The sequence below is a fragment of the Pseudomonas sp. 1L-E-NC-VB-C3 genome, from assembly GCF_057291535.1.
This window is the reverse complement of the sequence record NZ_JBXAWD010000008.1, coordinates 108,354-121,673: the sequence shown is the minus strand read 5'-3', so window position 1 is coordinate 121,673 and position 13,320 is coordinate 108,354. Positions and strand designations below refer to the sequence as shown.

At 59.1% G+C, this 13,320-nt stretch carries 12 protein-coding genes; 8 read left to right on the top strand and 4 right to left on the bottom strand.

All coding sequences use genetic code 11. The features are described from left to right. Window positions 1-430: 430 nt before the first annotated feature. From AC0Z5Z_RS14815 to AC0Z5Z_RS14805, 3 genes are all read left to right on the top strand, one after another. On the top strand, window positions 431-1,876 hold the full coding sequence (locus AC0Z5Z_RS14815) for a cytochrome ubiquinol oxidase subunit I (protein ID WP_024014409.1): 1,446 nt from the start codon (window positions 431-433) through the stop codon (window positions 1,874-1,876). Window positions 1,877-1,879: 3 nt separating this feature from the next. Then, on the top strand, window positions 1,880-2,887 hold the full coding sequence (cydB, locus tag AC0Z5Z_RS14810; protein ID WP_016773089.1) for a cytochrome d ubiquinol oxidase subunit II: 1,008 nt from the start codon (window positions 1,880-1,882) through the stop codon (window positions 2,885-2,887). A gap of 84 nt (window positions 2,888-2,971) precedes the next feature. Then, window positions 2,972-3,139 carry a DUF2474 domain-containing protein gene (locus tag AC0Z5Z_RS14805; protein ID WP_016773090.1) on the top strand — a complete coding sequence of 56 codons (168 nt, stop codon included), beginning with the start codon at window positions 2,972-2,974 and terminating at the stop codon, window positions 3,137-3,139. A gap of 72 nt (window positions 3,140-3,211) precedes the next feature. On the opposite strand, the gene AC0Z5Z_RS14800 is transcribed toward AC0Z5Z_RS14805, so the two are convergent. Further along, window positions 3,212-4,336, bottom strand: a complete 1,125-nt coding sequence (locus AC0Z5Z_RS14800) for a methyltransferase (protein WP_485611249.1) — start codon at window positions 4,334-4,336, stop codon at window positions 3,212-3,214. A 174-nt stretch (window positions 4,337-4,510) separates the two neighbouring features. Next, window positions 4,511-5,221, bottom strand: coding sequence for an autoinducer binding domain-containing protein (locus AC0Z5Z_RS14795; protein ID WP_041477771.1), 711 nt, complete (start codon window positions 5,219-5,221; stop codon window positions 4,511-4,513). A gap of 313 nt (window positions 5,222-5,534) precedes the next feature. Here AC0Z5Z_RS14795 and AC0Z5Z_RS14790 point away from each other — a divergent pair, with 313 nt between their 5' ends. Beyond that, entirely contained in the window at window positions 5,535-6,311 is a 777-nt protein-coding gene (locus AC0Z5Z_RS14790) for a ferredoxin--NADP reductase (protein ID WP_095181864.1), read from the top strand. Window positions 6,312-6,356: 45 nt separating this feature from the next. On the opposite strand, the gene mscL is transcribed toward AC0Z5Z_RS14790, so the two are convergent. After that, window positions 6,357-6,770 (bottom strand): large-conductance mechanosensitive channel protein MscL, encoded by a 414-nt coding sequence (mscL, locus tag AC0Z5Z_RS14785; protein WP_024014404.1) that lies wholly within the window; start codon window positions 6,768-6,770, stop codon window positions 6,357-6,359. A gap of 285 nt (window positions 6,771-7,055) precedes the next feature. On the opposite strand from mscL, the gene katB reads away from it, so the two are divergent. The 3 genes from katB to radA are packed head-to-tail and all read left to right on the top strand — an operon-like array spanning window position 7,056 to window position 10,618. Next, window positions 7,056-8,597, top strand: coding sequence for a catalase KatB (gene katB / locus AC0Z5Z_RS14780; RefSeq protein ID WP_485611248.1), 1,542 nt, complete (start codon window positions 7,056-7,058; stop codon window positions 8,595-8,597). 60 nt (window positions 8,598-8,657) lie between these two features. Next, window positions 8,658-9,203: an ankyrin repeat domain-containing protein gene (locus AC0Z5Z_RS14775; RefSeq protein ID WP_460138355.1), complete on the top strand. Its 546-nt coding sequence runs from the start codon at window positions 8,658-8,660 to the stop codon at window positions 9,201-9,203. 47 nt (window positions 9,204-9,250) lie between these two features. Then, on the top strand, window positions 9,251-10,618 hold the full coding sequence (gene radA, locus AC0Z5Z_RS14770) for a DNA repair protein RadA (protein ID WP_007909773.1): 1,368 nt from the start codon (window positions 9,251-9,253) through the stop codon (window positions 10,616-10,618). Between the two features lie 99 nt (window positions 10,619-10,717). Here radA and AC0Z5Z_RS14765 read toward each other — a convergent pair whose 3' ends face one another. After that, entirely contained in the window at window positions 10,718-11,086 is a 369-nt protein-coding gene (locus tag AC0Z5Z_RS14765; protein ID WP_041477779.1) for a PilZ domain-containing protein, read from the bottom strand. 159 nt (window positions 11,087-11,245) lie between these two features. Between AC0Z5Z_RS14765 and AC0Z5Z_RS14760 the strand changes: the two genes are divergently transcribed. Then, window positions 11,246-13,312, top strand: coding sequence for a carbon starvation CstA family protein (locus AC0Z5Z_RS14760; RefSeq protein WP_041477781.1), 2,067 nt, complete (start codon window positions 11,246-11,248; stop codon window positions 13,310-13,312). Window positions 13,313-13,320 lie beyond the last annotated feature (8 nt).

Genomic DNA, 13,320 nt, shown 5'->3' with positions numbered 1-13,320 from the left:
CCAGTCTGTAACAGGAAGTTGCTACGAGAAACAATTCAGTTAGCCAGACATCGATCTTTCATGCTGACAATCAACCCTGTGGTGAGGGGATTTATCCCCGTTGGGTCGCGCAGCGGCCCCAAAAGCTGGAAGCGACGACTGCTGCGCAGCCGAACGGGGATAAATCCCCTCGCCACGGGGGAGTGAGGCAACTTGTCACGCGGCAAACCACCACGCAGTTCATTGGTAAAAATGGGACTACTCTTTCAACGTTGCTTGATCCAGATCAAGACTCCGATCGGAACTGATCTGGCGGCCATTTGGCCAGACTCCCTGCGTTGCGATGGTTGCAAAAAAAGAACGAATCCGAATTCGCCGCACTCCATATCCGTGGGGGCAGTGGTGCAGGCCTCCGGGCCAGCTACCCGTATTACCTGACAGAGGAAGCCATATGTTCGGTTTAGAGGCTCTGGATCTCGCCCGAATTCAGTTCGCGTTCACCATCTCGTTCCACATTCTGTTCCCGGCCATCACCATTGGCCTGGCGAGTTACCTGGCGGTGCTCGAAGGCTTGTGGCTGAAGACCCGCAACGACACCTACCGCGATCTCTACCATTTCTGGTCGAAGATTTTTGCCGTCAACTTCGGCATGGGCGTGGTTTCCGGGCTGGTCATGGCTTATCAGTTCGGCACCAACTGGAGTCGTTTTTCCGACTTCGCCGGTGCCGTCACCGGGCCGTTGCTGACCTATGAAGTGCTCACCGCGTTCTTCCTTGAGGCCGGTTTCCTTGGCGTCATGCTGTTCGGCTGGAACAAGGTCGGGCGCGGCCTGCACTTCTTCTCGACGGTGATGGTAGCGATCGGCACGCTGATTTCGACCTTCTGGATTCTCGCCTCCAACAGCTGGATGCAGACCCCGCAAGGCTTTGAAATCGTCAACGGTCAGGTGATCCCCACCGACTGGCTGGCAATCATCTTCAACCCGTCGTTCCCTTACCGGCTGATGCACATGGCCACGGCGGCGTTCGTCGCCACGGCGTTCTTCGTCGGTTCGTCAGCGGCCTGGCACCTGCTGCGCGGCAGAGACAACCCGGCGATCCGCACCATGCTATCGATGGCCATGTGGATGGCATTGATCGTCGCGCCGATCCAGGCTGTGATCGGCGACTTCCACGGCCTCAACACGCTCAAGCATCAGCCAGCGAAAATCGCTGCGATCGAAGGCCACTGGGAAAACCATGGCGACGAAGCGACGCCGCTGATCCTGTTCGGCTGGCCGGACATGAAAGAGGAACGCACCAAGTTCGCCGTAGAGATTCCCTACCTCGGCAGCCTGATTCTGACCCACTCGCTGGATAAACAAGTACCGGCGCTGAAGGAATTTCCACCGGAAGACCGGCCGAATTCGACCATCGTGTTCTGGTCGTTCCGGATCATGGTCGGCCTCGGTTTCCTGATGATCTTCACCGGTTTGTGGAGTCTGTGGCTGCGCAAGCGTGACTCGCTGTATACCTCGCGGCCGTTCCTGCATCTGGCGTTGTGGATGGGGCCGTCCGGCCTGATCGCAATTCTTGCCGGTTGGTTCACCACGGAAATCGGCCGTCAACCGTGGGTGGTCTATGGCCTGATGCGCACCGCAGATGCTTCGTCCAACCACAGCTTCATGCAGATGAGCATCACCCTGATCATGTTCGTAGTGGTGTATTTCGCGCTGTTCGGCGCCGGGCTCGGCTACATGATGCGCCTGGTGCGCAAAGGGCCGAAGATCAGCGAAGGCAGTGAAACGCCGGACGGTGGTCCAGGCAAGAAACGCACCCCGGCGCGTCCGTTGTCCGCAGCCGATGATCCGGCCGAGGGCGAGCACGAAGACAACACTCGCTTGACCAAGGAGATTTGACTCATGGGTATCGATCTTCCGCTGATCTGGGCCGTGATCATCATCTTCGGCATCATGATGTACGTGGTTATGGACGGCTTCGACCTGGGCATCGGCATTCTCTTCCCGTTCGTGCCCGGCAAGACCGATCGCGACGTGATGATGAATACGGTCGCCCCTGTATGGGACGGCAACGAAACCTGGCTGGTGCTGGGCGGGGCGGCGTTGTTCGGCGCCTTCCCGCTGGCCTATTCGGTGGTGTTGTCGGCGCTGTACCTGCCGCTGATCTTCATGCTGATGGGCCTGATCTTTCGCGGCGTGGCCTTCGAGTTCCGCTTCAAGGCGAAGGATGAAAAACGTCATCTGTGGGACAAGGCATTCATCGGTGGTTCGATCGCGGCGACGTTCTTTCAGGGCGTGGCGCTGGGAGCGTTCATCGATGGTCTGCCGGTGGTCAATCGCCAGTTCGCTGGAGGTTCACTGGACTGGCTGACACCGTTCACGCTGTTCTGCGGCGCGGCGCTGGTGGTGGCCTATGCCTTGCTCGGCTGCACCTGGCTGATCATGAAAACCGAAGGCAAGTTGCAGGAACAGATGCACGACCTGGCGCGGCCGCTGGCGTTCGTGCTGCTGGCGGTAATCGGTATCGTCAGCCTGTGGACACCCCTGTCGCATCCGGAAATCGCCTCACGCTGGTTCAGCATGCCGAATCTGTTCTGGTTCATGCCGGTGCCGATTCTGGTGCTGGTCACTTTGTACGGCCTGATCCGCGCGGTGGCACGTAACGCCAACTACACGCCGTTCCTGCTGACCCTGGTGCTGATCTTCCTCGGCTACAGTGGCTTGGGCATCAGCCTGTGGCCGAACATCGTGCCGCCGTCGATCTCGATCTGGGACGCCGCCGCGCCGCCGCAAAGTCAGGGCTTCATGCTGGTCGGCACGCTGTTCATCATTCCGTTCATCCTGGGTTATACCTTCTGGAGCTACTACGTGTTCCGCGGCAAGGTGACCCACGAAGATGGTTATCACTAATCCAATGCTGGGCTTGCCCTGTGGGAGCGAGCCTGCTCGCGAAGGCGTCCGCAGTGACGCCTTGGCTTAACGGAGATCGATGCAATGACCGGCAAACATTCCCTGCACGACATTGAAGAAGCCGAAAAAAAACCGCTGTGGCAGCGGCTCGGCTGGTTGGCCCTGATCTGGGTTGGCAGTGTCGGCGTGTTGTTCATCGCCGCCAGCCTGATGCGCATGTTCATGAATGCCGCGGGTTTGACCACCCACTGAAATATCCCGTCCCGGCGCCTTCGGGTATGGACTTGCGACCCTCCTCACGGAGGGTTTTTTTATGCCGCAGATTTATTTGCGCGCTTTGAGGATGACGAATTTCGGCGTGGCCGCCACTTGCTCGACGCCACGAAACAAGCGCGCCAGTTTGCTGTGATAGCCCAGATGCCGATTGCCGACAATGTACAGCGCACCGCCGACCACCAGCGCCTCGCGCGCCTGCTGGAACATGCGCCAGGCGAGGAAATCGCCGACCACCTGTTGCTGATGGAACGGTGGGTTGCACAGCACCACGTCCAGCGACTGCGGCGCCTGCCCGGCCAGACCATCGCCAGCGCGCACGATCACTTCGCGATCGCCCAATGCCGCGCGCCAGTTCTCGGCAGCCGATTGCACCGCCATGAACGATTCGTCGACCAGCGTGTAATGCGCATCCGGGTTCTGCAAGGCGCTGGCGATTGCCAGAACACCGTTGCCGCAACCGAGATCGGCGACTCGCGCGTGGCCAAGGTTCTTTGGCAGATGCGGCAGAAACGCGCGAGTGCCGATGTCGAGGCCTTCGCGGCAGAACACGTTGGCGTGGTTGAGCAATTCGATCGCTGGTTCGTCGAGACGATAACGAGTCGGATAGGGCGATGTGGCGGGCGCTTTGCTTTCAGGCGTGGCGATCAGCAGTCGGGCTTTCTTCACGGCCAGCGACGCCTGCACCGGGCCAATGTAGCGATCGAGCAGATCGCCGGCAGCGCGCGGCAGATGCTTGACCATGGCGGCGGCGATCACTTGCGCGCCCGGCGCGAGTTGCCCTTGCAGGCGGATCAACTGCTCTTCCAATAGCGCCAGCGTCTTGGGAACGCGGATCAGCACCCGGTCAAACGGCCCGACCAAAGGCTCACTGGCCGGAATCGGACGGATCGCATCGAACGCCTGGCCATTGCGTAGCAGATTCTTTTCCAGCCCGACGAAACCGAGGAACGAGTCGCCGCTGCTGCTCACCTCGACCTTGCCCAGCAGGCTGATCGCCAAGGCGCCAAAGCTGTCATTGAGCACCAGCACGCGGGTGCTGCTCTGAGGTTGTCCGCTGGCGAGATGATTGAGCAGGTATTCGTCCGCCGCATCGAAGGCTTGCAGCGGTTCATTCTGCTGTTCAGGCTGGCGGATCAGGTCGAGCTGGGCGAAAGGCGTTTCGAGCAAGGGCATGGGGCGGGGACTCAGGATATTCGGCAGATATCCCGTTGCCGGCAGATGGTGCGACGGGATCCGACCGAGTGGACTGCGATGCAAGCAGGTTGCGTCATCACTCGGAAAGGCCTGAATGGTACGTTTTTTTGCGCGTAAATACTCGCAGGATTACCGTGCGATATCGCTCGTCAGTCAGATAATCCCGGCACGAGCGGCGGCAATCACTGCGGAAATCTTGTTGCAGACGTTGAATTTTTCGATGACGTTTTGTACGTGATAGTTAACGGTGCGTTCGCTCAGGCTGAGGATTCTCGAAATATCGTGAGCGGTCTTGCCCATGGCGGACAATTTCATGATCTCCAGTTCCCGGGACGATAGCCTCGGTTTGCTGGGTTTGGCCGGTGTGGGAACGGTGCGGGCATACAGGTCACTGAAGTGTCGGTTGGCAAAAAACAGATAACCGTAATGCTCATACAGTTCGAGCGGGCTGATCGGGCAGTGGGTTCGAGCCAGACTGATGATGCTGCACAAACCGCTGGTTTCGTCATGAAAGGCCTGCGACCAGCCATGCTGCAGCCCATTCTGTTTCAACGCCTGCCACAACTCGGGTGCATCGTTGAAGACTCTTTCTTCCCAGACGATGGGTAATATTGAGTGATTGCAATGCGCTATTACCGGATCAATATTGCGGAAGTTCTCTTTGTTGTACTGAATGTTCCATTCTTTAGGGTAGTTATTGATCTGCAAGGCATTCAGGTGGACATCACGATGAGGGGACGTCACTGCTATTGCACAGTAGTTAAAGCCCAGATTCTCGGCAAATCTCAGCAGTATCGGGTATGCCGCTTCAATGCCTTTGGCAAATGTCAGTTGTTTCAATTGTGATTCCTTCCACGTTTCCATGAACTTTGCCTCTGTATCTTGATATCGGGGTGCGGAATGGATCCAAAAGATCCGGCACGAATCGAAGTGTAGGATCTTTCCTGCGAAACGCCTTACATTTTTTCGAGATTGAAACTTTGATGTTTTTTATAAAGTGTTCTTAGCAATACGCGCTGTTATATTTTAACTGCCATCTTAAAGTTATTACTCTAGATCTAAAATTGACATCACATCGAATGTGCAGCGCTGATTCTGTCAATATCATTACCGTTGGCAGGTGTTTGGCAGCGCGGTTTTGCGGGACACTATAGGCAATCGTTTCAAGGAGTGCCTCATGACTGCCAGTGCCGAGAAGTACACCACCCAGACCTTGCTCGATGTGCAACCGTTGACGCCGAACCTGTTCACGCTGCGCACCAGCCGCGACCCCGGCTTTCGCTTCCGTGCCGGCCAGTTCGCCCGGCTGGGCGTCACCAAGGCCGATGGCAGCATGGTCTGGCGCGCCTATTCGATGGTGTCGTCGCCGTTCGACGAGTTTCTCGAGTTCTTTTCCATCGTCGTGCCGGGCGGCGAATTCACCAGTGAGCTGAGCCGGCTCCAGGTCGGCGACAGCTTGATGGTAGAACGCCAGGCGTTCGGCTACCTGACGCTGGATCGCTTTGTCGATGGCCGAGACCTGTGGTTACTGTCCACCGGCACCGGGGTGGCACCGTTTCTGTCGATCCTGCAGGACTTCGAGGTCTGGGAGAAATTCGAGCGGATCATTCTGGTTTACAGCGTGCGGGAGGCGCGGGAACTGGCTTATCAGGAGTTGATCGCCGGGTTGGCGCAACGGGACTATCTGAGCGAATACGCCCACAAGCTGCAATTCATCCCCACTGTGACCCGCGAAGCGCATCCAGGCGCGCTGCAGGGCCGGATTACTACGCTGATTGAAAACGGCGAACTGGAACGCGCGGCGGGCGTTGAGCTCTCGCCAGAGCATTCGCGTGTGATGTTGTGCGGCAACCCGCAGATGATCGACGACACCCGCGCCTTGCTGAAACAGCGCGACATGCGCCTGAGCCTGACGCGCAAGCCGGGGCAGGTTGCGGTGGAAAATTACTGGTAACGAAAACGGCACCCGCGGGTGCCGTTTTGATGACTACCGAATGCCTCAGGGCCGCTCGTTCTGCGCCTTGAGCAGGTCGCGAATTTCGCCCAGCAGTTGTTCTTCCTTGCTCGGGATCGGCGGCGCGGTCGGTGCTACGGCTTCTTCACGTTTGAGGCGGTTGATGGCTTTGACACCCATGAAAATCGCGAAAGCGACAATCACGAAATCCAGCACCGTCTGCAGGAATTTGCCGTAAGCCAGCACCACTGCGGGCGCATCGCCCTGGGCTGCTTTGAGCGTGACAGCCAGATCACTGAAGTCCACTCCACCGATCAACAGGCCAATCGGCGGCATGATCACGTCGCCGACAAACGACGAAACGATTTTGCCAAACGCCGCGCCGATGATGATACCGACGGCCATGTCGACCACATTGCCTTTGACCGCGAAGGCCTTGAACTCGCTAAGCACGCCCATAGTTATTTCCTTGTTACAGATGAGTTTGGTGTTGGCAGTGTAAATCAGCGAAACGCCTCCTGCGCGAAACACCTTCTTACAATGCCCGTTTTTATCGACACATCGATTGACGATTAGTTTGCAAATTGCCAGCAATCGCGCGCGGAATACGCGCTAACCCGCTGACGGGAAAGCCAATTTCTTCAATCATGGTGTTACGTTCTTTCTATTTATGTTCTGCGGCACAGGCCTCTAGCCTTGGTATGGCGCACCTGGATGCGCCCAATAAAACCAGAGGAACCTGATATGACATCCATTCCTGGACTGGGGGCTTTTCCCTTCCGCCGCACCTTCGGCGTACTGACTGCCGGGCTGCTGACCTTTTCGGTCAACGCCGCTCCGCTGACCCGCGATAACGGCGCGGCAGTCGGTGACAATCAGAACTCGCAAACTGCCGGCGCCAACGGCCCGGTGCTGCTGCAGGATGTGCAACTGATCCAGAAGCTGCAGCGCTTCGATCGTGAACGCATCCCCGAGCGCGTCGTACATGCACGCGGCACTGGCGCTCACGGCACCTTCACCGTGACCGATGACCTCAGCGACCTGAGCAAGGCCAAGGTGTTCGCCGCAGGCCAGAGCACGCCGGTATTCGTGCGTTTCTCGGCGGTGGTGCATGGCAACCATTCCCCGGAAACCCTGCGCGACCCGCGGGGTTTCGCCACCAAGTTCTACACCGCTGACGGCAATTGGGATCTGGTCGGCAACAACTTCCCGACCTTCTTCATCCGCGATGCGATCAAATTCCCGGACATGGTGCACGCCTTCAAGCCCGATCCGCGCACCAACCTCGATGACGATTCGCGCCGGTTCGATTTCTTCTCCCATGTACCGGAAGCCACCCGCACGCTGACCGAGTTGTATTCCAACTACGGCACTCCGGCCAGTTATCGGGAAATGGATGGCAATGGTGTTCATGCCTATAAGCTGATCAATGCCAAGAATGAAGTTCACTACGTGAAGTTTCACTGGAAGAGTCTTCAAGGCATCAAGAATCTCACGCCAAAACAAGTCAGCGAAGTTCAGGGTCAGGATTACAGTCATATGACCAACGACTTGGTCAGTAATATCAACAAGGGCAACTTTCCGAAGTGGGACTTGTACGTGCAGGTTCTCAAGCCACAGGATTTGTCCAAGTTTGATTTCGATCCACTGGATGCAACCAAGATCTGGCCGGGTATTGCCGAGCGCAAAGTTGGACAAATGGTCCTGAACCGTAATCCGGCCAATGTCTTCCAGGAAACCGAACAAGTTGCCATGGCTCCAGCCAACGTAGTTCCGGGTATCGAACCTTCGGAAGACCGCTTGTTGCAGGGGCGAGTGTTCTCTTATGCCGATACGCAGATGTATCGCCTCGGCGCCAACGCTTTGCAATTGCCGATCAACGCACCGAAAACCGCAGTGAACAATGGCAATCAGGATGGTGCGATGAATTTCGGCGCCAGCCAGTCCGGCGTCAACTACCAGCCAAGCCGCCTGCAACCGCGTGAAGAAACGCCAGCGGCGCGTTACAGCCAGTCGGCGCTGTCGGGCAGCACGCAGCAGGCGAAGATCCAGCGTGAGCAGAACTTCAAGCAGGCCGGTGATCTGTATCGCTCGTACAGCAAGCAGGAACGCCGCGACCTGATCGACAGCTTCGGCGGCTCGCTGGCCACCACCGATGACGAGAGCAAGCACATCATCCTGTCGTTCCTGTACAAGGCCGACCCTGAGTACGGCAGCGGTGTGACCGAAGTGGCCAAGGGCGACCTCAACCGCGTGAAAGCATTGGCGGCGAAATTGACCGACTGATAGCGATGCGGCGCACGCGAGGGCCAGTGCGGCCTCGCGTGCGTTCAAGGAGAGAGCCCGATGCGTATTTTTCTTTTGTGCCTGGCCGGGTGCCTGTCGCTTACTGCGTGGGCAACCCCGGTCGAGCAGAGCCCCGAAGCGATCAAGGCGCAGTTGCAGGATTACTACTTCGACGCCGCCCGCCGGGGTGATGTGCCGATGCTCGAGACCTTTATCGAGTCTGGCTATTCCCTCGATACCCGCGACAGCAAGGGTTACACCGCGCTGATTCTGGCGGCCTATCACGGTCAGGCGCCGGCGGTTGAGCGACTGTTGGCAGCGGGCGCGGACGCCTGCGCTCAGGATCAACGCGGTAACACGGCGCTGATGGGCGCGATATTCAAAGGTGAATTACAGATCGCCCGACGCCTGATGGCCAGCGATTGCAGCCCCGACCAGCGTAACGGCGCCGGACAGACAGCGGCGATGTACGCCGGGCTGTTCAAGCGTCTGGAATTGCTTGATGCGTTGAAAGCCAAGGGCGCCGACCTCAATGCCGAGGATCCGCTGGGCAACAGCGCCGCACGTCTGGCCAGCGGCGAAATCCGTACCGCTGCGCCGCGCTGATCGGCGGTGGCTGCGTTATCATCGCGTCTTTTGTTCCGGGGGTTCTGATGGCCAAGGCCAAGCGCATGTACGGCTGCACCGAGTGCGGCGCAACCTTTCCCAAGTGGGCCGGGCAGTGCGGCGAGTGCGGTGCCTGGAACACCCTGACCGAAACCATGATCGAAAGCGGCGGCGCCACGGCACCCACCGGGCGCACCGGTTGGGCAGGGCAGCAGGCACAGATCAAGACGCTCGCCGAAGTCAGCATCGAAGAGATTCCACGTTTTTCCACCGCCTCCGGTGAGCTCGATCGCGTGCTCGGCGGTGGTCTGGTCGATGGCTCGGTTGTGCTGATCGGCGGTGATCCGGGGATCGGCAAATCGACCATTCTGTTGCAAACCCTGTGCAATCTGGCCAAAAGCATGCCGGCGCTGTACGTCACTGGTGAGGAATCCCAGCAGCAGGTGGCGATGCGCGCCCGCCGTCTCGGCCTGCCGCAGGATCAACTGCGGGTGATGACCGAAACCTGCATCGAAACCATCATCGCCACCGCTCGCCAGGAAAAGCCCAAGGTCATGGTGATCGACTCGATCCAGACCATCTTCACCGAACAGCTGCAATCGGCGCCGGGCGGCGTGTCGCAGGTGCGTGAAAGTGCGGCGCTGCTGGTGCGTTACGCCAAGCAGAGCGGCACGGCGATCTTCCTCGTCGGCCACGTCACCAAAGAGGGCGCCTTGGCCGGTCCGCGTGTTCTGGAACACATGGTCGATACCGTGCTGTATTTCGAAGGTGAATCCGATGGTCGTCTGCGTCTGCTGCGTGCGGTGAAGAACCGTTTTGGCGCGGTCAACGAATTGGGCGTGTTCGGCATGACCGACAAGGGCCTGAAAGAAGTCTCCAACCCATCGGCGATTTTTCTTACCCGCGCTCAGGAAGAAGTCCCGGGCAGTGTGGTCATGGCGACGTGGGAAGGCACCCGACCGATGCTGGTGGAAGTGCAGGCGCTGGTCGACGACAGCCATCTGGCCAACCCGCGTCGGGTGACGCTGGGCCTGGATCAGAACCGATTGGCTATGTTACTCGCGGTGTTGCACCGCCACGGCGGGATTCCGACCCACGATCAGGACGTCTTCCTCAACGTGGTCGGTGGCGTGAAGGTGCTGGAGACAGCGTCGGATCTGGCGTTGATGGCGGCGGTGATGTCGAGTTTGCGCAATCGGCCGTTACCGCATGATCTGCTGGTGTTCGGCGAAGTCGGCCTGTCTGGCGAAGTGCGCCCGGTGCCGAGCGGGCAGGAGCGGCTGAAAGAAGCGGCCAAGCACGGTTTCAAACGCGCCATCGTGCCGAAGGGTAATGCTCCGAAGGAATCGCCTCCCGGCTTGCAGATCATCGCCGTGACGCGTCTGGAACAGGCCCTCGACGCACTCTTCGAGTAACCACAATCCCCTGTGTAGGAGCTGCCGAAGGCTGCGATCTTTTGATCTTGAAACAAAATCAAAAGATCGCAGCCTTCGGCAGCTCCTACAGGGGGCAAGTCAGATTTCGATCAGCGCACCCAGTTCGCGCTCCAGTTCTGCCTCATCCGCCAGATTCAGTTCGATCAACCGGCGCAGGCGCTGGATCGATTCCAGGCTGATGTGCCGGCAGATGAACCCCAAGTGGCCGTTTTCCTCGTGGGCCAGATGCACGTCCATTTCTATATCGACGTCTTCGCTCAGATGAATGTCGACTAGGAAGTCCTGCTCTTTATCCCCGAGCCACGGCTCCGGTCGCTCGATCAGCAGGCCCTTGAGAGACAGGTCGATCAGTTTGACCGGCCAGATGTACTCGCCCTGTTTCAGCTCGGTTCGGGCATCGAACGCAATACGTTTGAAACGACGTCGATTGGCGGGGTGCTCGCTCATGGCGCAATCCTCATGAAGGTTCGCTGACTATAGACCGCGAATGCGGGCGCCAGCCAATCGCTCAAGCGTCTAGACCTATGTCGGGGTATGGCCTTTGGCGCCGTAAGCGCTAAACTCGGGGTGGCTGTCTTTCTTGTCCACCCTGGCTGGAATAATAAAATGAAAAATAATAATAGCCTGCTGCGCCACTTACCCTGGCTCGTGCTGGCAATCGTAGGAGCGTGCGCCCTTGGCGTAGTGGCATTGCGCCGCGGCGAGGCGATCAACGCCTTGTGGATTGTGGTCGCTGCCGTGGCCATTTATCTGGTTGCGTACCGTTACTACAGTCTGTTCATCGCCAACAACGTGATGCAACTGGATCCGCGTCGGGCCACCCCCGCCGTGCTCAACAACGATGGTCTGGACTACGTGCCGACCAACAAACACATTCTTTTCGGTCACCACTTCGCGGCCATCGCTGGCGCGGGGCCACTAGTCGGTCCGGTGCTGGCGGCGCAGATGGGGTATCTGCCCGGCACACTCTGGCTGATTGCCGGTGTGGTGCTGGCGGGCGCGGTGCAGGACTTCATGGTCCTGTTCATGTCGACCCGACGCAACGGCCGTTCCCTGGGCGACATGGTGCGTGAAGAGATGGGCCGGATTCCCGGGACCATCGCACTGTTCGGCTGCTTCCTGATCATGATCATCATCCTCGCGGTGCTGGCGCTGATCGTGGTCAAGGCCCTCGCCGAGAGCCCGTGGGGCATCTTCACCGTGATGGCGACCATCCCGATCGCGATGTTCATGGGCATCTACATGCGCTACATCCGCCCGGGCCGCATCGGCGAGATCTCCGTGGTCGGTGTGTTGCTGCTGCTCGGCTCGATCTGGCTGGGCGGGCAGATTGCTGCCGATCCGGTATGGGCCAAAGCCTTCACTTTCACCGGTGTGCAGATTACCTGGATGCTGGTCGGTTACGGTTTTGTCGCCGCGTCGCTGCCGGTCTGGCTGATTCTGGCACCACGTGACTACCTGTCGACCTTCCTCAAGATCGGCACCATCGTCGCCCTGGCGATCGGTATTCTGGTGACCATGCCCGAGCTGAAAATGCCGGCACTGACCCAGTTCGTCGACGGCACCGGCCCGGTGTGGAAGGGCGGTCTGTTCCCGTTCCTGTTCATCACCATCGCTTGCGGTGCGGTATCGGGTTTCCACGCGTTGATCTCATCGGGCACCACGCCGAAGCTGCTGGATAACGAAACCAACGCCCGCTACATCGGTTACGGCGGCATGCTGATGGAATCGTTCGTGGCGATCATGGCCATGGTTGCCGCTTCGGTGATCGAGCCAGGCGTGTACTTCGCCATGAACAGCCCGGCCGCCGTGGTCGGCAGTGATGCCGCGTCAGTGGCGCAAATGGTCACCAGCTGGGGCTTCGCGATCACGCCGGAGGCGCTGCAAGCCGTGGCCCACGACATCGGTGAAACCACCATTCTGGCCCGTGCTGGCGGTGCGCCGACCCTGGCGGTCGGTATTGCGCAGATCCTGCACAGTGTCCTGCCGGGTGAAAACACCATGGCGTTCTGGTACCACTTCGCGATCCTGTTCGAAGCGCTGTTCATCCTCACCGCTGTGGACGCCGGTACCCGTGCCGGGCGTTTCATGCTGCAGGATCTGCTCGGCTCCTTCGTACCGGCGCTGAAACGCACCGAATCCTGGACCGCCAACCTGATCGCCACCGCCGGTTGTGTGGCGATGTGGGGCTGGTTGCTGTATCAGGGCGTGATCGATCCACTGGGCGGCATCAACACCCTGTGGCCATTGTTCGGCATCTCCAACCAGATGCTCGCCGGTATCGCGCTGATGCTCGGCACCGTGGTCCTGATCAAGATGAAGCGCCAGCGCTACATCTGGGTCACCCTGTTGCCGGCCACCTGGCTGTTGATCTGCACCACCACTGCTGGCTTCATCAAGCTGTTCGACGCCAACCCGGCGATCGGCTTCCTGTCCCTGGCCAAGAAGTACAGCGATGCGCTGGCCAACGGTCAGGTGCTGGCGCCGGCGAAAAGCGTCGAGCAGATGCAGCACGTGATCTTCAACGCCTACACCAACGCCACACTCACCGCGCTGTTCCTGTTCGTGGTGTTCAGCATCCTGTTCTATGCGCTCAAGGTCGGCATCGCCGCCTGGGGCAAAAAAGAGCGTACGGATAAAGAATCGCCATTCCAGGCCCTGCCGGATGCGTAACCAGAGGA

Excerpts from the sequence above, each read along its gene's own strand:
- AC0Z5Z_RS14815 (WP_024014409.1), top strand. The coding sequence starts at position 431 with ATGTTCGGTTTAGAGGCTCTGGATCTCGCCCGAATTCAGTTCGCGTTC.
- cydB (WP_016773089.1), top strand. The coding sequence starts at position 1,880 with ATGGGTATCGATCTTCCGCTGATCTGGGCCGTGATCATCATCTTCGGC.
- AC0Z5Z_RS14805 (WP_016773090.1), top strand. The coding sequence starts at position 2,972 with ATGACCGGCAAACATTCCCTGCACGACATTGAAGAAGCCGAAAAAAAA.
- AC0Z5Z_RS14800 (WP_485611249.1), bottom strand. The coding sequence starts at position 4,336 with ATGCCCTTGCTCGAAACGCCTTTCGCCCAGCTCGACCTGATCCGCCAG.
- AC0Z5Z_RS14795 (WP_041477771.1), bottom strand. The coding sequence starts at position 5,221 with ATGGAAACGTGGAAGGAATCACAATTGAAACAACTGACATTTGCCAAA.
- AC0Z5Z_RS14790 (WP_095181864.1), top strand. The coding sequence starts at position 5,535 with ATGACTGCCAGTGCCGAGAAGTACACCACCCAGACCTTGCTCGATGTG.
- mscL (WP_024014404.1), bottom strand. The coding sequence starts at position 6,770 with ATGGGCGTGCTTAGCGAGTTCAAGGCCTTCGCGGTCAAAGGCAATGTG.
- katB (WP_485611248.1), top strand. The coding sequence starts at position 7,056 with ATGACATCCATTCCTGGACTGGGGGCTTTTCCCTTCCGCCGCACCTTC.
- AC0Z5Z_RS14775 (WP_460138355.1), top strand. The coding sequence starts at position 8,658 with ATGCGTATTTTTCTTTTGTGCCTGGCCGGGTGCCTGTCGCTTACTGCG.
- radA (WP_007909773.1), top strand. The coding sequence starts at position 9,251 with ATGGCCAAGGCCAAGCGCATGTACGGCTGCACCGAGTGCGGCGCAACC.
- AC0Z5Z_RS14765 (WP_041477779.1), bottom strand. The coding sequence starts at position 11,086 with ATGAGCGAGCACCCCGCCAATCGACGTCGTTTCAAACGTATTGCGTTC.
- AC0Z5Z_RS14760 (WP_041477781.1), top strand. The coding sequence starts at position 11,246 with ATGAAAAATAATAATAGCCTGCTGCGCCACTTACCCTGGCTCGTGCTG.